Source organism: Staphylococcus sp. GDY8P94P (assembly GCF_017892255.1).
GTDB classification, from domain to species: Bacteria; Bacillota; Bacilli; order Staphylococcales; family Staphylococcaceae; genus Staphylococcus; species Staphylococcus cohnii.
This window is the reverse complement of the sequence record NZ_JAESKU010000008.1, coordinates 538,911-561,140: the sequence shown is the minus strand read 5'-3', so window position 1 is coordinate 561,140 and position 22,230 is coordinate 538,911. Positions and strand designations below refer to the sequence as shown.

16 protein-coding genes and 2 pseudogenes are annotated in these 22,230 nt (G+C 32.0%); 9 read left to right on the top strand and 9 right to left on the bottom strand.

What is annotated here, in order from left to right; all coding sequences use genetic code 11:
• Positions 1-39: 39 nt before the first annotated feature.
• Both pbp4 and KA926_RS06990 read left to right on the top strand, forming a co-directional pair.
• Positions 40-1,233, top strand: coding sequence for a penicillin-binding protein PBP4 (gene pbp4 / locus KA926_RS06995; RefSeq protein ID WP_210144007.1), 1,194 nt, complete (start codon positions 40-42; stop codon positions 1,231-1,233).
• A 200-nt stretch (positions 1,234-1,433) separates the two neighbouring features.
• Positions 1,434-2,714 carry an amidohydrolase family protein gene (locus KA926_RS06990; protein WP_210144005.1) on the top strand — a complete coding sequence of 427 codons (1,281 nt, stop codon included), beginning with the start codon at positions 1,434-1,436 and terminating at the stop codon, positions 2,712-2,714.
• 197 nt (positions 2,715-2,911) lie between these two features.
• On the opposite strand, the gene KA926_RS06985 is transcribed toward KA926_RS06990, so the two are convergent.
• The 3 genes from KA926_RS06985 to KA926_RS06975 all read right to left on the bottom strand — a co-directional run bounded on the left by KA926_RS06985 (position 2,912) and on the right by KA926_RS06975 (position 6,659).
• Positions 2,912-5,311, bottom strand: coding sequence for a heavy metal translocating P-type ATPase (locus KA926_RS06985; RefSeq protein WP_210144003.1), 2,400 nt, complete (start codon positions 5,309-5,311; stop codon positions 2,912-2,914).
• On the bottom strand, positions 5,304-5,648 hold the full coding sequence (locus KA926_RS06980; protein WP_040030586.1) for an ArsR/SmtB family transcription factor: 345 nt from the start codon (positions 5,646-5,648) through the stop codon (positions 5,304-5,306). The genes KA926_RS06985 and KA926_RS06980 overlap by 8 nt, the downstream gene beginning before the upstream one ends.
• Before the next feature lie 393 nt (positions 5,649-6,041).
• The gene (locus tag KA926_RS06975) at positions 6,042-6,659 is read right to left on the bottom strand and encodes a TetR/AcrR family transcriptional regulator (protein ID WP_210144001.1); all 618 of its coding nucleotides are present in this window, start codon (positions 6,657-6,659) and stop codon (positions 6,042-6,044) included.
• Positions 6,660-6,819: 160 nt separating this feature from the next.
• Here KA926_RS06975 and KA926_RS06970 point away from each other — a divergent pair, with 160 nt between their 5' ends.
• Both KA926_RS06970 and KA926_RS06965 read left to right on the top strand, forming a co-directional pair.
• Positions 6,820-8,109 (top strand): YhgE/Pip domain-containing protein, encoded by a 1,290-nt coding sequence (locus KA926_RS06970; RefSeq protein ID WP_210144000.1) that lies wholly within the window; start codon positions 6,820-6,822, stop codon positions 8,107-8,109.
• 240 nt (positions 8,110-8,349) lie between these two features.
• Positions 8,350-10,059, top strand: coding sequence for an ABC-ATPase domain-containing protein (locus KA926_RS06965; RefSeq protein ID WP_210143998.1), 1,710 nt, complete (start codon positions 8,350-8,352; stop codon positions 10,057-10,059).
• 393 nt (positions 10,060-10,452) lie between these two features.
• Here the strand turns inward: KA926_RS06965 and KA926_RS06960 are convergent, their stop codons facing one another.
• Together KA926_RS06960 and lqo are read right to left on the bottom strand one after the other, a co-directional pair.
• Positions 10,453-10,554: an SE2200 family small protein gene (locus KA926_RS06960; protein WP_019469251.1), complete on the bottom strand. Its 102-nt coding sequence runs from the start codon at positions 10,552-10,554 to the stop codon at positions 10,453-10,455.
• A 228-nt stretch (positions 10,555-10,782) separates the two neighbouring features.
• Positions 10,783-12,273, bottom strand: a complete 1,491-nt coding sequence (lqo, locus tag KA926_RS06955; RefSeq protein ID WP_019469252.1) for an L-lactate dehydrogenase (quinone) — start codon at positions 12,271-12,273, stop codon at positions 10,783-10,785.
• A gap of 504 nt (positions 12,274-12,777) precedes the next feature.
• On the opposite strand from lqo, the gene fadH reads away from it, so the two are divergent.
• Positions 12,778-13,542 carry a 2,4-dienoyl-CoA reductase gene (gene fadH / locus KA926_RS06950; RefSeq protein ID WP_210143996.1) on the top strand — a complete coding sequence of 255 codons (765 nt, stop codon included), beginning with the start codon at positions 12,778-12,780 and terminating at the stop codon, positions 13,540-13,542.
• A 201-nt stretch (positions 13,543-13,743) separates the two neighbouring features.
• Positions 13,744-14,869: pseudogene (locus KA926_RS06945) on the top strand (transposase).
• Positions 14,870-15,088: 219 nt separating this feature from the next.
• Here the strand turns inward: KA926_RS06945 and KA926_RS13915 are convergent.
• Both KA926_RS13915 and KA926_RS06940 read right to left on the bottom strand, forming a co-directional pair.
• Positions 15,089-15,280, bottom strand: a pseudogene (locus KA926_RS13915) (transposase); the annotation flags it as partial.
• Between the two features lie 294 nt (positions 15,281-15,574).
• The gene (locus KA926_RS06940) at positions 15,575-15,907 is read right to left on the bottom strand and encodes a winged helix-turn-helix transcriptional regulator (RefSeq protein WP_210143995.1); all 333 of its coding nucleotides are present in this window, start codon (positions 15,905-15,907) and stop codon (positions 15,575-15,577) included.
• 121 nt (positions 15,908-16,028) lie between these two features.
• Here KA926_RS06940 and namA point away from each other — a divergent pair, with 121 nt between their 5' ends.
• Complete coding sequence (gene namA, locus KA926_RS06935) at positions 16,029-17,063, top strand: NADPH dehydrogenase NamA (protein ID WP_210143993.1); 1,035 nt, start codon at positions 16,029-16,031, stop codon at positions 17,061-17,063.
• A gap of 629 nt (positions 17,064-17,692) precedes the next feature.
• On the opposite strand, the gene KA926_RS06930 is transcribed toward namA, so the two are convergent.
• Positions 17,693-19,219, bottom strand: coding sequence for an SLC13 family permease (locus KA926_RS06930; RefSeq protein ID WP_210143991.1), 1,527 nt, complete (start codon positions 19,217-19,219; stop codon positions 17,693-17,695).
• Positions 19,220-19,519: 300 nt separating this feature from the next.
• Here KA926_RS06930 and KA926_RS06925 point away from each other — a divergent pair, with 300 nt between their 5' ends.
• Positions 19,520-20,026, top strand: coding sequence for a YfiT family bacillithiol transferase (locus KA926_RS06925; protein WP_107383483.1), 507 nt, complete (start codon positions 19,520-19,522; stop codon positions 20,024-20,026).
• Positions 20,027-20,415: 389 nt separating this feature from the next.
• Positions 20,416-21,084 (top strand): transglycosylase family protein, encoded by a 669-nt coding sequence (locus KA926_RS06920; RefSeq protein ID WP_210143990.1) that lies wholly within the window; start codon positions 20,416-20,418, stop codon positions 21,082-21,084.
• Positions 21,085-21,219: 135 nt separating this feature from the next.
• On the opposite strand, the gene KA926_RS06915 is transcribed toward KA926_RS06920, so the two are convergent.
• Positions 21,220-21,888, bottom strand: coding sequence for an RluA family pseudouridine synthase (locus tag KA926_RS06915; RefSeq protein ID WP_210143989.1), 669 nt, complete (start codon positions 21,886-21,888; stop codon positions 21,220-21,222).
• Positions 21,889-22,230 lie beyond the last annotated feature (342 nt).

Sequence of the window (22,230 nt, the reverse complement as noted above, 5' to 3'; positions counted from 1 at the left end):
GATTATTTAATATAAATTTTTAGAGAGGAATGGTCATCATTGTTTAAGAAATTAAGTGTGATGATGCTAAGTTGGTTGCTCACGTTTACTGCCATTGCACCAACAGCTACAATAACTGCTGAAACAGAAAAATCACTAAGTTCTAAGCAAAGTGTTAAATATAAACCAGAAAGTGTTAGCGTGACTGCTCAAACAGGTCAAATTTTATATCAAGATAAAGCGGAAAAAGTAACTGATCCAGCTTCTTTGACAAAAATGATGACGATGTATTTGACATTGGATGCGATAGAAAATGGTGAGATAAAAGGTACAGACAAAATAAAAATCACTTCAGATTATGAAAAAATGTCTGTATTACCTGATTTAGCTAGTGTACCTTTAGAGAGAGGAAAGTCTTATTCTATTAATCAATTTCTTAGACAAATCACTTTAGAATCAAGCAATGCAGCTACACTTATTTTGGGTGAAAAGGTGAGTGGTTCAACATCAAAATTCACAGATGAAATGAACCATAAAGCGAAAAAACTCGGTATGGCCCATACGCATTTTGTGAATCCTACAGGTGCAGATAATCATCTTTTACAGCAATATGCTCCAAAGCAATATCAAAAAGAGCGCAAAACACAAACTACTGCAGATGATATGACCATTCTAATGCAAAATATATTAAAAGATCATCCTAAGATTTTAAAATATAGTTCTAAAACAACGGATAAACAATTTGGAACAGAATTAAAAACAAAAAATCTTTCTTTAAAAGGACAACGATTTGAATTAAAAGGTGCAGATGGGTTGAAAACGGGAACAAGCGATGAAGGATATAGTTTAGCGTTAACAAGTAAACGTAATGGTTTACGTCTCAATGAAGCGATACTCAATGTGAAGCCATATCCAAGTATGAAAGCTAAAAATGCACGCCATAAAATTGCTAATGCGCTTATGAAGAAACAATTCAAAAAATATGAATACCGAAAAGTGTTAAGTGAAGGAGAACACGAAATTAATGGGAAAACATACCAAGTTAAGCAAGATTTATATGATGTTGTGCCTAAAAAAATGGATCATTTAAAGTTTAATGTGAATAAAGAAGGCAAAGTATATGTAGCCTATAAGCGCCAATTTATTAAAGGTACACATGCGCCCCAAGTAGATGCCGCAGTTAAAAAAGACGACAATGAATTTACTGCATTTTTCAAAAATTTGTTCAGTAAAGATGCGCATAATATGTCCTAAATATAATCTGTAAATTATAATTAAATCATTCAATTTATCTGCTGATACCACGACTTGATTGTGGCATGTGTCAGCAGATTTTTTTTCATAAAGTCCGCTAAATCTAATAAATTGGAGTTCATGTCAACCTTATTCACTGGGTAATCATTGCTTAAAAACGTATTAAGACTTATGGTAGAAGGGTATAGGAGGTTTTATGAATGCGTAAAAAATTCATTAATGCATCAATTTATAAGTATAATGAAGTTTCAGAAATTTTAGTTGAAAACGGTAAGTTTAAAGCATTTGGCAAGAATCTAGGTGAAGCGGATGAGGTGATTGATTTAGAAGGTGCCTTAGTTTTGCCCCCATATGTTGATGCTCATCTTCATCTAGATTATTATTTTACAGGACAAAATCCTCAAATTAAAAACACATCTGGAACATTGTTTGAGGCTATTGATTTATGGAATGATTATAAAAAAGGCACTACAAAAGAAGAAATGAAATCGCGTATGCGTCAAGCAGTCAACGACGTAGCGAGCTACGGCACACAATATATTCGTGCTCAAACGGATTGTACAGATCCTGATTTAACAGGTATCAAAGCAGCACTTGAAGTAAGGGATGAATTGAAAGATAATATTACGATTCAGGTTGTGGCATTTCCTCAAAATGGTATGTATGCTTTTGAAGCGCAAGGTAAAACAGGCCGTGATTTAATTGAAGAAGCCTTAAAATTAGGTGCAGATTGTGTCGGTGGTATTCCACACAATGAATGGAGTCCAGAAGCAGGCGCGAAATCAATTAAAGAAATCGTTAGACTTGCTATCCAATATGATAAATTAATTGATGTACACTGTGATGAAACAGATGACGTACAAGCGCGTTTCTTAGAAATATTAAATGCAGAAGTGATGCAACAAGGTTATGGAAATGCTACGACAGCTTCACATACTTGTTCATTTGGTTCAGCTGATGATGCTTATGCATTTCGAATGATGGGGTTATTTCGCCAATCAGGTTTAAATTTTGTCTCTTGCCCAACTGAAAATTTATATTTACAAGGCAGACAAGATAGTTATCCAAAAAGAAGAGGATTAACACGTGTCAAAGAGTTTGTAGATAATGATATTAATGTGGCTTTTGGTCAAGATTCAATTGTTGATTTATGGTACCCAGCAGGATCAGGTAATTTAATGAACATCTTAGACAATGGCTTGCATGCTACACAATTAATGCGAGAAGAAGATTTTCCACGTAATTTCGATTTAATTACTTATAACGGTGCAAAATTAATGCATTTAGATGAAGTTTACGGTTTATCAGAAGGCAAGCCAGCAAACTTTATCGTGTTGGATGCACCAAATGTATTTGAAGCACAACGTCGACGCGTTGACTGTCTTGCTTCGATACGTAATGGTGAATATCTATTTAGAAAAGAAAAGCCGAAATTTACAACTGCATTAGATATTGATCGCCAAACAAAACAATACTTGTAATTGCATCATATACGATAAAATGCTGAGACGATAGAAAGTCTCAGCATTTTTATCTGTATTCATTGATTGCATAGAAATGCGTATTCCATGAAACTATAATGACGCGCCATTCGTTGAGATAATATTTTAGTAGGAAAAAAGTTTGTATTAATATAAAAATTATAAAAAGCGAGCACAGTTTAAGTGCTCGCTTTTTGCTAATCTTTTTTAAATTTTAATAATCTCAATGAATTTAAAATAACTAGGATAGCAGCGCCAGTGTCGCTGAGAACAGCTAACCATAAAGTTAATAACCCAGGAAATACCAATATAAAAGCAATCAATTTGATAATTACTGAAAAGTAAATGTTTTGCTTAATAATTGTTTTAGCTTTTTTACTAATTGAGATAGATCTTGGAAGTTGTTGTAAGTTATCTGACATTAAAACAATATTTGCTGTTTGCATTGCGGTATCAGAACCAACGCCTCCCATAGCAATTCCTACATCACTTTGGGCAAGTGCAGGTGCATCATTGATACCATCGCCAACCATACCAACACGATAACCACGTTTTTGTAAATCTTCAATTGCTGATAATTTATCTTTAGGCATTAATTTTGCATAAGTTTCACGAATGCCTGCAAGAGCTGCAATTTTGTTTGCGGTATCTTGATTATCACCAGTTAACATAACGGTATTTTTAATGTTGTATTCTTGCAACTGATGCATAGTTGCTTTTATATTTTCTCTTAATGGATCTTCTATAGTGATCAAACCATAAAAAGTCGTCTTAGAGGATATGATAATGATGGTGTAACCTTGCTTTTCATAATCACTAAACATTGATGCATGCGTTTTGATTTTAGGATTGATAGACTCAATCAAGCTTTGATTTCCGGCGTAAACGGTTTGATTATCTATTATACCTTTGATACCTTTGCCAGTTATATTTTCAAAATCACTAACATGTTTTGGTGAAATATTTAATTTAGAGGTGTAGTCAACAATAGCTTTACTGATAGGGTGTGTTGAATAAGCTTCCAAGCTAAGTGCAAGCTGTAATAGTGTTTGTTCGTCACTTTCCATATGCTTAACAGCTGTTACCTTAGGTTTTCCTTCAGTGAGTGTTCCTGTTTTATCAAATGCTATTGCATTTAAAGAACCTAATGCTTCTAAATAATTACCGCCTTTAATAAGTACACCATTTTTTGCCGCGTTACCGATCGCTGTCACTATAGCAACAGGCGTTGAAATGACTAACGCACATGGACAAGCGATAACTAGTAACTCTAGTCCTTTATAGAACCATTCACCCCAGGAGCCTAATGTAAGTATAGGTGGTATGAGCATTACTAATAGTGCTAATACAAAAGCAACAGGTGTGTAAATTTCTGAAAACTTGTCTATAAATGCTTGGGCAGGTGCTTTATTTTCTTGTGCTGCTTCTACCATCTCAATGATTTTTGAAAGTGTTGTATCTTCTACTAATGTAGTAACTTTAATTTTTAATGTACCATTTTCATTAATAGAACCAGCATAAACATCATCATTCGTCTTTTTATCAACAGGTATAGATTCTCCGGTAATCGGTGATTGATTTAAGCTAGACGTTCCTTCTGTAATGGTGCCGTCTAATGGTATGCGTTCTCCAGGCTTCACAAGAATAATATCGCCAACGTGAATCTCATGTAAGTCTTTAGAGATAATACCTTTTTGGGTATATAAGTTGGCAGTATTAGGTGTTAATTCCATGAGTGATTGAATGGAATTTCTTGTTTTATCTATCGAAATTGTTTGTAATAAAGTACCAATTGTGAATAGGAAAATAACAATAGCACCTTCGAAAAATTCACCTATCAGCATAGCACCAATAACTGCGACAGTCATTAAAACGTTCATATCCAAACTTTTAGATTTTAGTGAATAAAATGCACTTTTAAATGGTTTAAGTCCGCTAACCAATATGGCAACTGTATATAAAATATTAGCAATTTCAATTGGTAGTGATGTTATTGACATTAATAGTCCAAGTAAAATGAATGCAGCAGAAATGATGGGTTTGATAAACAATCTTATTTTCTGATCATTATCTGTTTTATTATTTTGTAAAATTGCAGTATAACCAATTTTCGCTACTTCTTTTATTATATTCTTTTCATTTTGTCCTTCCGTAGTAGCTTGTAGTTTACCTGTAGAAAAGTTAACTTGTGCATCTTTAACATACGGAAGGTTCAGCACATGCTTTTCAACGGTTTTAGCACAGTTTCCGCAGTCCATGCCTTTGATAATAAAAGTGGTTTGTGTTGATTGCGATTGAGTGTTTTGAATCCCATAGCCTTGTTTTTCGACTGTTTTTACAATTTGGTTAGTCGTATCTGTAGTACTCACTTCTGCTGTTAATTTGCCAGTAGAGAAGTTAACTTTTGGATTATAAACATCATCTAATGGTAAGAGTGCTTTTTCTATCGTTGTGGCACAAGAACTACAATCGATACCATTAACTTGAAAAGTAAATTTCTGTAATGTATCGGATTCGTTTGTTATATTTTTTGATACTTTTTCATTGTTCGTATTTTGACAAGTGTTAGTGCAACAAACATCAGACGATTTATTCATTAGCATCATCCATTCTTAAGTTATTATGGTATTTGCAAGTGATAATATCATCTTTTGTTTCTTCTACGATATGATCAACCAGGCTCAATAATTCTAAAATATATGGATTTTTAATTTGGTAATATATATATTTACCATCTTGTCTAGCAGTTACTAAACCACATTCTTTTAAACAGGCTAAGTGTTGAGAAATGCTGGATTGGCTCATTTTTGAGCTTGAAACAATTTCGTTAACCGTCATTTCGGACACCTTTAATAATTCTAAAATAGTTAATCTAACTTTATTAGAAAGTCCATGTAAAAAACGTGCCTGTAATGTAAAATCATTACTATTCATTTTGAACACCTCATATTAGTAAAACTTAATATATAACATATTAGCATTATCTAATATGTTATGGAAGAGACTATCGTTAAAAATAAGAAAATGATATAAATTTGTTGAATTTTAGAGAGGGGGAACAAGTAAAAGTTGTAAATAATTGTAGGTGTTAGATAAAAAAGAATTAAATTGCAGCTACGTTTTGAAGAGGGTTCAATATTCATGTGGTAATATACTATGACCAAAACGAAACATGTAAAAAAGAGTTGAATCGAATATATTTCTTATTCTTAAGCGGCTGCACTTTGTTCGATATTATGAAATATAGGCATTCAACTCATTTTGCAGTAGTGTACATTAAACTGTTTTGCAAATGTTATTCTTATCCACGTTGCAAGATTATATCTATTATTGTTCACTTATATTGTATTGTTCTTTTGCCATTAATCGCAGCGGACCATAAAAAACAATTTTAAATAGGCTTTCTACTAAAGTTTGTGGATCAATTTTTCGATTATCTTTCACCCAATACTTAATGAAAGAAATAGATGCGCCTGCTACATAACTATGAAAATAGTCTAGCGGAATACCATCAACCGTATCTTTTGTGACTAAATGTTTTTTCATATTTTCATACATTACTTGGTTTATTTTTGTTTCTAACTGACTTCTTCTTTCTAACATAAATATGGTTTTATAGAATTCAAAGTTTGTATCGATATGAAGGATAATTTTTTTTAACTTTTCTTCAGTAAAAATACGAGCAAATGCTTCTACATCCATACCTACATAAAATTTATCTTTCGCGCTTAATGTATTAGACAATTCTTCAATATAATCATTTTCCATTTTATTTAATAACATGTATTTATCTTCATAATGGAGATAAAAAGTGCCGCGATTAATATCAGCTTTGTGTGTAATATCACTAATCGTTATTTTATCTAGATCTTTTTCATTTAATAATTGTATAAAAGCATGTTTAATAGCATTTTGTGTTTTTCTAACACGTCTGTCTTCTGCCATATGTTGAATCTCCTTTGTATTTAATAGACATTTATATCAAAAGTGTTCATTAAAGAACGTCTTGAACATCATTGCGTATTGTATATCATTTAGTAATAATTATAATGGACAATGTGATAAATATTCAACACTTTGTTTATTAAATAGGAGGGAATCTTAAATGAATATTTTTAAAAATAAGTTATTATGGCTTGCACCGATTGCAGCTATTCTAATATTTGTAATATTTTCAGTCGCTTTTTATCCAGCATTTAACCCTAAACCCAAAGATATTCCAATTGCGATTGTTAACAACGATAAAGGTGTTGATATGCAAGGTAACAAGATTAATATAGGTGAAAATTTAGAAGATAAATTGCTAGATAGTAATTCAAATACGATTAAATGGATTCAAGTTGATAATGAAAAAGATTTAAAACAAGGTATGAAAGAACAAAAATATTTTGGAGCAGCTGTTATAGAAAATGATTTTTCAAAAAATGCGCTAAGCAAAACACAAAAAATCGTGATGGATGCTAAAAAAGAGGAAATGAAAGATAAAGTTCAATCTGGAGAAATACCAGCAGCACAAGCCAAAAAGATGCAAGAAAAGATGTCACAATCTGGCGAGAATCAACAAATAACACCTCAAAAAGCAAGTTTTAAAACATTTATCAATGATGGTGCAGGGACACAAGTTTCACAAATGCCTTCTCAAGTTTTAAAAGGCATGGGTGATAACATGAACCAACAAATTACCAAACAAAGCTTGGATATTTTAGAAAAGCAAAACATTGATTTAAAACCATCAGATATTCAAAGTTTAACGCATCCAGTTAAAGTAGATAATGAAAAAGTAAATAAAATAAGTAGTCATCAAGCAGGTGGAAATGGTCCGTTCTTAATGTTTATGCCTGTTTGGATGGGATCAATTATTATTTCAGTATTATTATTCTTTGCATTTAGAACAAGTAATAACATAGCGATACAACACCGCATCATTGCATCACTAGGGCAAATTGCTATGACAATTGTTACGGCATTTGTGGGAGCTTTCACGTACGTGTACTTTATGAAGATAGTATTAGATTTTAATTTCAGTGCGCCTAATACAACAGCTACATTTATTGCATTAGCAATCATGGGATTTGTCGGATTAATTCTAGGCACGATGACTTGGTTAGGTTTGAAATCTGTCCCAATCTTTTTCTTATTAATGTTTTTCAGTATGCAATTAGTAACACTGCCAAAACAAATGTTGCCTGATTTTTATCAAAAATATATTGTCGATTGGAATCCATTTGCTCATTATGCGAACTCATTAAGAGAAATTTTATATTTACATGGAAGTATTCAATTAGATACAACGATGTGGATGTTTATCGGATTTATGATTTTCGGTGCTGTTTCTGCACTGATTGCAGCTATTATTAGAAAACACAGTACAAAACGTACAGAAATCCCTTCCTAAATTTTAAAAATGCCCACAAAAAGTAGTAATTAAAAGCTAACTTTTTGTGGGATTTTTCATGAAAATTAATATTAATGACGATACACAAGATGGCGAAATGGAAAAAAACGAGAGAATATAGTTTATAAAGTGTTCCTTTTATAAAGTAAACTAACATTTATTACAAGTGTTAGTTTCACTGCTTCGGTAGTCTGGGTATGAAATAAAAGAGTATTAACCTATGTTGAAGGAGTGTTCCTTTTGAAAAATACATTGGAATTCGGAAAGTTATTAAAATCATTAGATGGACAAAAATATGGTGCATATAAACGACTTAAAGGCGAATACGCTTTTGATAAATTCCATTTAATTATAGATCATATACAAGCAGATCCTTACGCACCACCATCTAAAGTACGTGCAAAAATGCAGCGTCATATTGCCAATATCCCCGATGAATTATTAGATACAGAAAATAAAAAAATTGCTGTATCTGATTTTTTAACAAGGGCGTTTAGCAAAAGTATTAGCAAAGTGCTTAAATCTGATCAAGTCTCTAAAAAGAGACCGGATATTTTTATAGATCACTGTGGCCAAGAAATATTACAACGCACTTCTGTAGTCATTACTCATAGCGAAATTGAAGTTCGTTTTGAAGTAGGGTTACCAGCAGCAGGAAGAAAAATTTTAGGAAAAGTTGCCCATCATATTTTCATAGATTTACTACCTGAAATAGTAGAAAAAGCATTATTGTATAAACATATCAATCGTGTTGCATTAAATGATCAAGTGACTACGATGATAGATCAAGTATTTATACGCGATGCACTGTCACGACAGAATTTAGTTGCATTTGTAGCGAATGATTCTATATTACCTAGGAAAAGTGGTGTGTCTGACACACCTTTACCTGACGCTGTAACATTCCAAAGTCCACAAGAATTTGAAATTCAATTGAATTTACCTAGTGGAAAGACAGTTAGCGGTATGGGCATACCTAAAGGCATTACACTCATTGTTGGTGGTGGATTTCATGGTAAATCAACACTACTAGAAGCTTTAGAGCGTGGTGTATATCACCATATTCCAGGTGATGGACGTGAACTCATTATTACGTGTGATGATGCGATGAAAATCCGAGCTGAAGATGGAAGAAGTATAGAAAAAGTAAATATTGAGCCTTTTATAAATAATTTACCAGGTAAAAAAGATACTACTCAATTTTCTACTGAAAATGCGAGCGGTAGTACATCACAAGCAGCAAATGTTATAGAAGCCTTAGAATCTCAAACTTCGTTATTATTAATAGATGAAGATACGTCTGCAACAAATTTTATGATTAGAGATAGCAGAATGCAAAAATTAATCGCACCTGAAAAAGAGCCCATCACGCCTTTCGCTATGAAAGTAAAATCTCTATACCATGATTATCATGTTTCAACAATTCTAATTGTAGGAGGTTCTGGCGATTACTTCGATGTGGCTGATCAAGTATTAATGATGGATGAATATGTATTAAAAGACGTTACTCGTAAAGCTAAAGCAATTGCTAGCGAAGATAGTCACTCAAAAGATGAAGCGTCACTTAGCCAATTCGGACAAACTTCGCAAAGAATACCACTGAAATCTAGTTTTTCAAATAAAGGTAAAGGTCGACGTTTTAAAGTAAAAGGTATGCATACGATTTTATATGGTAAAGAACGAATTAATATTTCAGGATTAGAACAACTTGTCGATGCTAGCCAAACGAATTGCATAGCAACCATGATAGATTATTATCAAAGTAATTTGTTGAATGAACAAGATACGATATCTCAAGCAGCTGATAAAATTTTTGATTTGATTAGTGAAAAAGGATTAGATATCATTTCACCGCATCAAGGACATCCTGGTAATTTAGCATTGCCGAGAAAACAAGAATTCTGTGGTGCACTCAATCGCTATAGAGGATTAAATATTAAAACACATTAAAAAACAGGGGTGGAACAAGTAATAAGTAGGTTCCACTCCTGTTTTCTGTTTCAATATAATCTTAGACCCCGGTTAGTCTGAACTAATACAAACGGGAGTCTAAATGATATGTGGAATTATGCCAAGGGTTTAACTATGATAAAAATAAGATGACTTGTGAATTTAAATAAACTATCGATTAACAATAAAATTAATAGGTGAGTCGAATTAAATCGTTAGATATTACAAAAGGGAAATATAAAATTGTGATTGTGAAAACGTGTAGGAGTGGGTTTGCCAAGGGGAATATATAATGCAGAAAATGGTCAAAAAATTTATAACTGTATTTTTTATATAACAATAACAAAAAAGCCATCATAGGTAACTTTTACCTATGATGGCTTACATGATTTATTAATATTCAATATTTGGTGCTTTGTTTACATGTTGTTGGTAACGTTTAAGACCTGCAAATGCTAATGCGCCTACAGCCACAACAATTAATAATTTTTTCATACATTTCGCTCCTTTAAGTGAATCAATGATAACAAAGTATTTCTAAAAAATACCAATGAACAACAAAGATTAAAGAACCAATAAACATTTAGTAATGATAAAATTTTTCAAAACACATCTTGAAAGATGTGTTTTGAAAATAAACTGTTATTGTAGGTTCATAAATAAGTGTTTAACACTATCTTAATCTCAGTTCATTTTAGTTTTTACACTTAAGCAATCAAAAGTTTATTCGTAATAATTTAATTCAAGATCTTTTGAAGTTTGTTGACGAGTTTTTCTCATTAAATCAACATCTTCAATTAATGATTTACCATAAGAAGGTATCATTTTTTTGATCTTAGGTTCCCAATCATTTTTATATTCAGAGAAGTTTTTCTCTAATACTTCTAATGCAACAGATACAGATGTTGATGCTCCTGGTGATTCACCAAGTAATGCAATTACAGAATGATCTTCAGAATTTACAACTTCTGTTCCGAATTGGATGAAGCCTTTACCATATTCTTCAGTATCTTTAATCACTTGAACACGTTTACCAGCAGTATATAATTGCCAATCTTCATCGCGTGCTTCTGGATAGAAAGTACGTAAGTGGTTCATGCAACCTTCTTTTGTCATTAAAATTTGGTCAAATGAATATTTAAGTAGCGGTAAGTTTTTCGCTGCCGCTGCTAATAATGTTGTGATGTTACTTGGTTTAACAGATTTAAATAAATCTAAGTTTGAACCATATTTTAAGAATTTAGGACCAATACTTGCGAACGGTCCAAATAATAATGTTTTTTGGCCATTAATGAAACGTGTGTCTAAATGTGGCACTGTCATTGGTGGTGTGCCTGGTGGTTCTTTACCATACACTTTGGCACCATGTTCTTCAATCACATTTGGATTTGTACATGTTAAGAATTGACCTGTGATAGGGAATCCACCTAAGTTTTTACTTTCAGGGATACCTGTTTTTTGTAGTAATGGGATAGCAGCACCACCAGCACCGATAAATACATAATCAGCTAACTGTGTTTGTGTTTCGCCAGTATTTGCGTTACGGATTTGAACTTCCCATTTACCATCGTTACGTCTATTGAAATCAAGTACTTCATGATGGTATTGAACTTCTACTTTTGGATTTTTTTCAAGGTTTCTCGCCATTTTACGAGTTAATTCACCAAAGTTTACGTCAGTACCTTCATTAATTTTGCTGGCAGCCATAATATCGCTTGCGCTATGACCTTGCATCATTAATGGAATCCATTTTTTCATTTCTTCAATGTCTTCAGTATATTCGATATTATCAAACATAGGGAAGTTTTTCATTGCTTCATAACGGTCTTTTAAAAATTTAACGTTATTTTTACCTCTTACAAAACTAATGTGTGGTAATGGATGAATGAATTCTCTAGGGTTTTCGATATAGTTATTTTTAACTAAATAGCCCCAGAATTGTTTAGAGATTTCAAATTGTTCATTAATCTCTTTTGCTTTTTCAATATCAATTGAACCATCAGGTTGCTGAACTGTATAGTTCAATTCACAAAGTGCAGCATGTCCTGTACCTGCGTTATGACGTTCGTTTGAGCTTTCGTCACCAGGACGATCTAAACGTTCGTACAGTTTAATGTTCCAATTTGGTTCAAGCTCATTAAGCATAGAACCAAAAGTAGTACTTAATACACCGGCGCCAATAAGAATGACGTCTTTTGACTCAGTTTTAGCCATAGTTCCTCACCTTTCATTCTTAATAACATCAGTAACAATTTGTCATACATTGTCACTCATCTTATGTCTTTATTTACTATTATATTACGCGACTCTCACATGTAAAAATACATATTAATCATATAACACATTCCTATTTGGAATATGTGAGCATACTTTTAATAATTTACCCTATATTTCAAGTATAAATCATTAAAAGTAAGTGATAATAATTGTTACATAGTAATATTACATTATAATTTCTATAAATTTCAATCAAATATGCCTTAATAAAATATAAATAGATTAGAAATAAAAATTAGAGGTCTTAATATTCATTTATGCACTTACTTTTAACATTTCACTTATTTAATCATTAAAATGTTTCATATGAAACATAGATATAAAATGATGTTTATCAATCATAGATCTTTATCATTTTATAAGAAAAATCAGTGAAACTTTGTTATACTTATCAATAAAATGTAAGCGCTTACTATTTTGGTTGATAAAGGAGACTCTATAATGAAAGATAAAGTGATAATGGTCACAGGTGGAAGTAGTGGTATGGGGAAAGCAATGGCGAAACGTTTTGCTGAAGAAGGTGCGAATGTTGTTATAACAGGTAGATCGTTAGAACGTTTAGAAGCAACGAAAAAAGAAATCGAACACCGAGAAGGACAGATTTTATGTATTGATATGGATGTTCGTGATGTTGAACGCGTGCAGTATACAGTGGATGAAGCCATTAATACTTTTGGAAAGATAGATGGTTTGGTGAATAACGCAGCTGGCAACTTTATATGTGCTGCGGAAGAACTATCGACGAATGGTTGGCATTCTGTGGTAGATATTGTGTTAAATGGAACTTGGCATTGCACACAGGCTGTTGGAAAAAAATGGATTGAACAAGGGCATCACGGACGTATTATCAATATGGTGGCAACATATGCATGGCGTTCAGGGCCGGGTGTTGTACATTCTGCTAGTGCAAAAGCGGGTGTGTTAACTATGACAAGAACGCTCGCTGTAGAGTGGGGTTCAAAGTATGGCATTACCGTAAATGCTATTGCTCCAGGCCCTATAGATAATACAGGGGGCTCTGGAAAACTTAGTTTATCAGAAGACGCACGCCAACAAACATTGAACAGTGTGCCTTTAGGACGCATGGGGCAACCAGAAGAAATTGCAGGATTAGCTAAGTTTTTATTTTCTGAAGAGGCAAATTACATTAATGGTGCTTGTATGACAATGGACGGCGGTCAATGGCTTAATCAAAGCGCGTTTTAATATCATAGCTATTTTTATAGTTATAGAGAGAAGCAAATCGCACGGATTCTTGGATTTTAAATCCGTAAAAACCTGAGTAGCTTTACTCTCGATTTTTAAATTCGATTGTCTAATGTTGGGTTTTTGAAATCGTGTATAGGAAAGTGAAATGAGAAAGGTTAAGTAAAGTTTATGCTCCTCCAAATCATTAAGGAGGTTTATATGAATCTTTTAGGTGTTGATATTAGTAAAAGAAATTGTACTATTGTCCATTATAATTATTCCAAATAACAGAAATGGTTATAATCATTTACTTAAATACTTAAAACAAATTGGCCAATCACTGTTAGTATTTGAATCGACATGCATATATACTAGAGCCATGTTCGATTTTGCCAAGTGAAACAAAATAACTTTATTGAACCAAATCCATTGGAAGCAAAATTTAAGACGAGTACTTTAAGGGCGCGAAAAGAGGATAAATCAGATGTCCATAAATTAGCACCTAGCCTTAGTTTTAATTCCTTTAAATGTTAACATGAGAACACAAATATTTTCTTTGGATTAAGTGAACGTGCTCGATTTCACTTTGAAATGGGAAATATGCTAAATCGTCTAAAAGTAGAAATTGTTGAATTGTTACAACATACTTTTCTCGGTTTAGAAAAACTGTTAAAAAGCTGTTATTGCATCATCGCACTTAACATCGCAAATCGTTTTCCTTACCCTAATACTGTAAAATATCAAGATAAGTCTTCACTTATTACTAGTGTTTTTAATTCTGTAGATAAAGGTTTATCTACAAAAAAGCGTAAGGCTATGTGAAAATATTAGTTAAACTCACACATGAAAGATATCCAAATGTAGATGAACAGTCTTTTCTAGTAGAAAAAAGTAAAATTATTAATTCAACGATTAAAGACTTCTATTCAATAAATGAAGTAATTGGATAAAGAAATGATTCAATTTATTCTATTCCTAGTATTGGAGAATTAACAACATCTATGATACTTGGAGAGTTAGGGGATATTGTGAAACTCAAGTCGAATAAACAAGTAGATGCTTTTTGGGTATTGATATCAAACGATATCAATTTGGAGGAACTCAATACAGATACACTATTAACAAACGTGGAAAAGCACGAAGTCTATTATTTTGGGTGATTATGAATATCATTTGGGGCAACGATATTATAAAATTCATAGACTAAGAGTATAAATTAAGAAAGCAACCCAATGAGAAATCTCATAAGGCTGCTATAGTAGCTTGTATGAATCGTTTATTAAAAACCATTCATTACTTAGTTACCAAAAATCAACAATATGACTATCAAATGTCCCCACATTAAAATAATCACCTTTAAATATAAGGTTTATTTAGTATGCTTAATTTATCAAATAAGCTCTTGACTATTCGTAGAAAAGAGACTGAGACATAAAGTTCTTGGACAAGTGAAAAAAGGCAATTTCTATTGGAATCATATAGAAATTGCCTTTTTTCAATATTGCTTTAATTATAATTAGTTCATTGAGTTACTACTTTTCTTTTATTAAATACCATTAATAAAAAGAAATAAAGTTTCTGATAGGGCGTCTATTTTAGGATTTACACTAGAACGATACATTGTTTTATTAGAAGGTTTTTGATTTTGTGATAGCCAAATCATTCGAAAACGATTATTAAGTAGTTCTTCTATTGTACAATCAAAGAATATAGATTGGATCTCTTAATATAGAATCATTTTTAACATCATTTTGGGTTGAGATAGAGCTTTTTTTAACGTACTTTAATGAAAAATAAAATATGAATACGTTATATTTTGGCGAGACACTTGAAGGAACAGGACAAACTGAAGCTGTCCCTAACAAAGCTAGCCAACAATTCGCCGCAGTATTGAATAACAAAGAATTACGCAGATAGTTTGAATTAAATCATCTGCGCGCTATTTTTCTAAGATTTTTGTAAAGACTCAATATATATGAGTTAGTCTATTATCTTTTGTTTTTTAATTATCATTACTTATGAAAGATTCTCCTGCTTGTTCATATTTTTATCATCGTTTGATATTTTTTTCATAATCTTCTCCCCACTTTCTCATCATCATTATGATAGGTTTCAAAGTTTCTCCTAATTCTGTTAGTGAGTATTCAACTTTTGGGGGAACTTGATGATAAACTTTTCGATTAATAATACCATCTTTTTCCAGTTCTCTAAGCTGTAACGTTAACATTCGTTGTGTAACATCAGGCATTAAACGTCGTAGTTCATTAAAACGACGTGTTTTAATTAAGTGATAAATAATAAGACCTTTCCACTTACCGCCAATTATATTAACAGTGGTCGATACAGGACATGCATCAGGATTAGGACAATTAGTTTTTTTCAATCTAAACCCCTCCAATAAATAGTATAATTTTTGATACTATATAACAGATATGTGCGTACTTACATAAACAAATTATATATCATAAAATGTATTTATCAAATAGTTACAGGAGGAGATTATATTGACAAATAAGTTGTTTTCATCTTTTAAGATTAAAGATACCAAATTTAAAAATAGAATAGTTATGTCTCCAATGAGTATGCATAGTTCTGATGAAGAAGGCGAAGTTAAAAACTTTCATTTAACACATTATACATCAAGGGCGTTAGGTCAAGCTGGTCTTATATTCCTTGAAACTCTAATTGTTGATTCAAATGGTTTAGTTGGTCCAGGAGATTTGGGAATATGGGATGATAAACATGTTAAAGGATTGAGTGAACTTGTAGAACAGATACAAAGCTTTGGCAGTAAAGTTGGGGCTCAAATAGGACATGCTGGAAGACTTGCTAAAAAAGAAGGCGCGGACTTGATAGCTCCATCTGCAATACCATTCGATGAGGAGAAAAAAACCCCTTTAGAGATGACTAAAGAAGAAATCAATCACCTTATTATAGAGTATAAAGAGGCTGCGCGTCGTGCAAAAGAATCTAATTTTGATGTTCTTGAAATTCATTGTGCTCATGGATATTTATTAAATGAATTTTTATCTCCACTATCGAATCATAGAAATGATGATTATGGAGGGAGTTTTGAAAAAAGGTATCGAATTGTTAAAGAAATTATAGATACAGTTAAAGAGGTATGGCAAGGTCCTTTATTTGTTCGTATTTCAGCGACAGATTATCATAAAGATGGAAACACTAATGAAACATATATTGAATACGCTAAACTAATGAAAGACCAAGGTGTAGATTTAATAGATTGCAGTTCAGGAGGTATTGCTCCAGTTAAAGTAGATAGTTATCCTAATTATCAAGTTCCGGCTGCTGATAAAATCAAAAACATAGTAGGTATTCCAACAGGGGCTGTAGGATTAATTACAACAGGAAGACAAGCTGAAGAAATACTAAAAAATAATCGAGCAGACTTAATTTTTATAGGACGTGAATTTCTTAAGAATCCATTTTGGCCACGTCAAGCTGCAGAAGAATTAAATGCTACTATTGACGCTCCCATTCAATATATAAGATATGGATCAAATTGGTTAAGTCACTAATAATTACTCAATAATAGATTTAAAACCCTAGACAGTTACTTTTTGGGTTTTAAATCTATTATTTTAAAATATTAGTAAATAAAATTTAATTGCTTTAATACCATACGAAATTCACTCGGTGTTAGGTCATCCGAAATTCACTCGGTGTTAGGTCATCAAATATTGGAACATATCTTTTATTCATATATTAATCAATATAAATGATAATGCCTGATTCAAGTTCTATATATGTTGTAAATTTATTTCTATAGTAATATTCTGATTTTAAAGTGACTCAAAAAGCTTCTATCGGATGATTATCTAAACCTCCACCTACTTTAGACATATTAATTTTCACATTGTGAGTGTCTAGATACTCTTTATAGGATTTAGATGTGGAAACCACAATCACTATAAAATAAAGTGTTAAATACCTGATGTTATTTAAAGCTATCTTTAATATATCCAGTACTATTTTTAAATAATTATATTTACTGGATTTGCAGACTACAATACTTAAGTCATATCTATTAATAATAGCGCTAGTATAAGCCTTTTTACTATCACCGTAATTTAAGTAATTAATGTTAGTAAACCACTATTTATTTGATTCATTTGTTTCAAATTTATGGATAATGATAATTTTTACATTAAATTAATCCGAGCCAATGCCAATAAGTGGCGCTAAATAAAATCATAAGTAAATAACCAATAACTGTTATAGGGATCCCTGTTTTTAAAAAATCTTTAACAGTAAATGTTTCTGTACCATAGGCCAACATTGATTGTGGTGAGCTTACGGGTAATAAGAAACCAAAGCTGATAACGAATTGCTGTATGAGTACAAATCCAATAGACTGATTGCCTAAATCCAAGGTAGTAGTTAGTGAAATAAATACAGGAATTAACGCTGATGCTAAACTTGTTGCACTTGCAAAACCTAAATGTATTAAAATATTGAAAAGTGCAATTAATGCAATGGTTACAAAAAGGGGATAGTGATTTAACCCCATGATACCAAAGGTTTGGTCACTCAACCATTGGGCGGCTGTAGTTTTTAATAGTACATTTCCTAAAGATATGCCGACGCCAAATACAATAATTGTTCCCCATGGTATACGACTTTCAGCTTCTTTCCAGGACATGACACCAATTTTAGGAGTTAACATAATAGCCAATGCTAATAAAATGATTGAAGATGAATCAATAGGATGTAATATCTTTTCGGTAGACCAAAGTATTAATAAAATGATGGATATGCTAATTAAACGCCATTCTTTAGAAGTTATAGGTCCCATAGCTTTTAACTGTTGCTGAATTAATGATTTGCCTCCCGAAAGTTCTTTTTCTTCTGGGGGCATGACTTTAAGCATGATAAAATAAAGCGCAATTGACATTAACATGGACCATGGCCCAGCATATAAGAACCACTGTCCCCACGATATATCAGTATTTAACTGGTCATTGATAAAGTTAATTGCGACAATGTTTTGTGCAGCTGCAGTTTTAATACCAATATTCCAAATAGAAACTGCTTGTACAGCTGTGATAACTAAAAGTCCAGCTAATTTACTTTGTTTAGCAACGCCGAATGCTGTTATCATTCCTAATAATATAGGAATAACAGCACCTGCTCGTGCAGTAGCAGAGGGAACGAAAAATGCTAAAAATATTGCCACTAATATCGTTCCAATAACGATACGATTTGTCTTATTGCCTGCTACGGAAAGTACAATTAGTGCAAGTCTTTTATGAAGTTGTGTAATTTGCATAGCTGTTGCAAAAAAAAGAGCAGCTGCAACTAAAGCTAATGCACTGGTAGAAAACCCACTAAAAGCAAGTTTTAAAGCATTACCTGTTCCGAAAAGTGAATCTCCCTTCAATATTTCACCATTTGACTGAGGATAGCCTAGCGATTCAGATAAATTTTGTACCGGACTGAAACCTATTAATAGAATAATGAGTCCAACAATCATGACCGCAGAAACTGGATAAGTCACTGCTTCAGTTACCCATAATATGACTGCAAATAGCAATATTGCTAATGCGCTTTTAGCCATAAGTGGTAAACTTTCTGGTGTAGGTAATAACAAAATCGTGATTAAGATAATCATACTTGTGATTAACCAAAATGGCTTGAAATTAGATGTAGACTTGGTAGATGAATCTTTACTCATAAATTTCCACTCCCCTTGTTAAATTCTTCACAATAATATTACAAATTTTATTAAGTTGTATCATTATAATTTAGGAAAGTTCATAAAAATTTACTAATTATGTATTTGTCATATCATTAATTTTATAAATTTTATGGTAATAACTAGGGAGAAAACTTTTGTTATGAATATGAGTAGCTGCATTCTAACTTCTACAATAAATAGTATGAAAGTTTAAATAGTCATAAATAGGCAATAGCATTACTAATGGAAAAATTAAAGATGCTATTAAACATTTAATAAATAAAAAAGGTGATTAATATGGATGTTAGATTTCCAATTGGTGAATTAGAAGTGCCAAATAAAGTAACATTAGAAGATATCCAAAAATGGCTTAGTGAAATTGAGTCGTATGCATATAGACTGAGGCAAACTGTAGCTCATTTAAATGATGAAGCATTAAACAAGCAATATCGAGACAAAAGTTGGACTGTGCGACAACTCGTTCATCATATAGCAGATTCCCAATTAAATATGTTTCAACGCTTAAAATTAGCGCTAACAGATACGAATCCAGTTGTTGATCCTTTTATTCAAGATGAGTGGGCAAAACTTGCTGATAGTCAACTGCCTATAGAAAGTTCCCTTAAAATGTTAGAGGGTATAAATGAACGTATTATAGCTATTGGCAATCATTTAACAGAAAGTGATTTGAATCGTACATTTACATTAAGAGGAAGCGGAGAAATATCTGTTGCAACTAAAGTTGCTAAATTAGCTTGGCACGAAGAACATCATTTAGCACATATTAAAATAGCATTATCATAATGAATATAATGGTGAGACCGTTCAATTTTAATCATTGAACGGTTTTTTAAATATATAAAATAGCAAACTGACTAACTAGGATAATTGTCACACTAATTACAATTATGTTACAGAAAAAATAAGTTTAAAAAGTACTTTATTCACTTTAGCAATAGATTTTTTTACAAAATATCTTTTAATTTTCATTCAATTTTATGTAATTATTATGTAAAATGCATGGGGGTTTTTTAATTTCGCTGTAACCTACAAGGTTTTTATGGATGTTATAGTATTTACTGGAAATTGGTTGAAACAGCATTGGATTTTACAAAAAATAGTTGGTTTCAATATCACAGTAAAAATAAATCTTAAAAATATAAAAACAAACTTGTAGGAGGATTTAATCAAAAATGAAAAAAACAGTATTAGCTTCAACATTAGCAGTAGGATTAGGTGTAACAGGATTCGCAGCAGGTAACTCAGCTGACGCAGCAGAACAAGGTGTAGATAAAGCAGAATTAGCAAACTTAGCTCAATCTAACCCAGAACAATTAAATGCAGCACCAGTACAAGAAGGTTCATATAGTTATAACTTTAATTACAATGGTTTAAACTATAATTTTGAATCAAATGGACAAACTTGGTCTTGGAGTTATGGTGAAGGTTCAAGCGCTAACGCTTCAACAGTTGAACAACCACAACAAGCACAAACTCAAACTGAGCAACCAGCTCAACAAGCTGCTCCACAAACTGAACAAACACAACAACCACAACAAGAAGCAACTACAAAAGCTTCAACTCAATCATCAAGCTCAAATGAAGCTTCAAGTGGTTCTTCAGTAAATGTTAATTCACATTTACAAGCAATCGCTCAACGTGAATCAGGCGGCGACTTAAAAGCTGTTAACCCATCTTCAGGTGCAGCAGGTAAATACCAATTCTTACAAAGTACTTGGGACTCAGTAGCACCAGCTGAATATAAAGGTGTATCTCCAACTGAAGCACCAGAATCAGTACAAGATGCTGCAGCTGTAAAACTTTATAACGAAGTTGGCGCTTCACAATGGGTTACTGCATAATCTGAAGTATAATTTTAATTAAAATATAAGTGTAAAACGCCAATAAAAGCTATGAAGGAATCATTTAGTAGAGATTCTTTCATAGCTTTTTTATATTAATATATTGGATGAAATTACGGTTATTTAAGAAGTATGTTATATAAAGTCATTCCAAATGCCTTTATTTGGAGTCGAAGTTACAGAAATGATTTCATCTTTAGTGGGGTGTTTGACGCTGAGTTTTGATGCCCAAAGTGCAATTTGTTGTCCGGGTTTATTAAATTTCTGTCCATATTTTTGATCACCATATAATGGTAAGTTTTGATTTGCGAATTGTACTCTAATTTGATGTGAACGACCTGTTTTCAATTGGATTTGAACCAAGGTTTTATTGTTAATTGTTTTGATAACTTTATAATTCAAAATTGCCTCTTTAGCATCTTTTTTCTTCACATCAACTGCATAAACAATATTTTTATTTCTATTTTTCCATAAATAGTCGCGAAGTTCACCTTCTTTTTTTGAAGGTATACCATGGATAATTGCTAGGTATGTTCTATATAATTTTTGTTTTCTAAGTTCATTAGATAACCTAGAGGCTGCTTTGGATGTTTTAGCGAAAACAATTGTGCCTCCAACGGGCCGATCAAGACGATGTACGAGTCCAAGGTATACATTACCCGGTTTATTGTATTGAACTTTTATGTAATTTTTTAAAATGGACAATAAGTCTTGATCTCTTGAGTTGTCTTCTTGTACAGGAACATTAATTGGTTTCTCTACCATTAATAAATGGTTATCTTCATAAAGAATATTGTCGAACATTTAATTCCTCCAACATTTTATATATTGATAGGTTTTCGCAAATTTTAAAGTAAAATTATTAAAATTAAACCAAATTAAGATATTATCAGTAGTTAGATATAAATTCAATCTTTCTTATATTTAAAAGTCATAAAATATAACCATTTATAATGATATAAGTGAATATTATTTTCGCACTAATTACATAATTATTACATGTTTGTAAAAGCAATATTATATTTCATGGTTGATGTGCTGGTTTTTTGAATGGAATTGAAGTAAGTATTTAATGTAATTAGGGCGTAAAAATTCTAGATATTTTTTAACTTCACTGTAACCCACAAGCTTTTTTAAGATGTTACA

Excerpts from the sequence above, each read along its gene's own strand:
- KA926_RS06920 (WP_210143990.1), top strand. The coding sequence starts at position 20,416 with ATGAAAAAAACAGTATTAGCTTCAACATTAGCAGTAGGATTAGGTGTA.
- KA926_RS06930 (WP_210143991.1), bottom strand. The coding sequence starts at position 19,219 with ATGAGTAAAGATTCATCTACCAAGTCTACATCTAATTTCAAGCCATTT.
- KA926_RS06990 (WP_210144005.1), top strand. The coding sequence starts at position 1,434 with ATGCGTAAAAAATTCATTAATGCATCAATTTATAAGTATAATGAAGTT.
- KA926_RS06975 (WP_210144001.1), bottom strand. The coding sequence starts at position 6,659 with ATGGCAGAAGACAGACGTGTTAGAAAAACACAAAATGCTATTAAACAT.
- lqo (WP_019469252.1), bottom strand. The coding sequence starts at position 12,273 with ATGGCTAAAACTGAGTCAAAAGACGTCATTCTTATTGGCGCCGGTGTA.
- KA926_RS06925 (WP_107383483.1), top strand. The coding sequence starts at position 19,520 with ATGGATGTTAGATTTCCAATTGGTGAATTAGAAGTGCCAAATAAAGTA.
- fadH (WP_210143996.1), top strand. The coding sequence starts at position 12,778 with ATGAAAGATAAAGTGATAATGGTCACAGGTGGAAGTAGTGGTATGGGG.
- KA926_RS06915 (WP_210143989.1), bottom strand. The coding sequence starts at position 21,888 with ATGTTCGACAATATTCTTTATGAAGATAACCATTTATTAATGGTAGAG.
- KA926_RS06980 (WP_040030586.1), bottom strand. The coding sequence starts at position 5,648 with ATGAATAGTAATGATTTTACATTACAGGCACGTTTTTTACATGGACTT.
- KA926_RS06960 (WP_019469251.1), bottom strand. The coding sequence starts at position 10,554 with ATGAAAAAATTATTAATTGTTGTGGCTGTAGGCGCATTAGCATTTGCA.
- KA926_RS06970 (WP_210144000.1), top strand. The coding sequence starts at position 6,820 with ATGAATATTTTTAAAAATAAGTTATTATGGCTTGCACCGATTGCAGCT.
- KA926_RS06985 (WP_210144003.1), bottom strand. The coding sequence starts at position 5,311 with ATGAATAAATCGTCTGATGTTTGTTGCACTAACACTTGTCAAAATACG.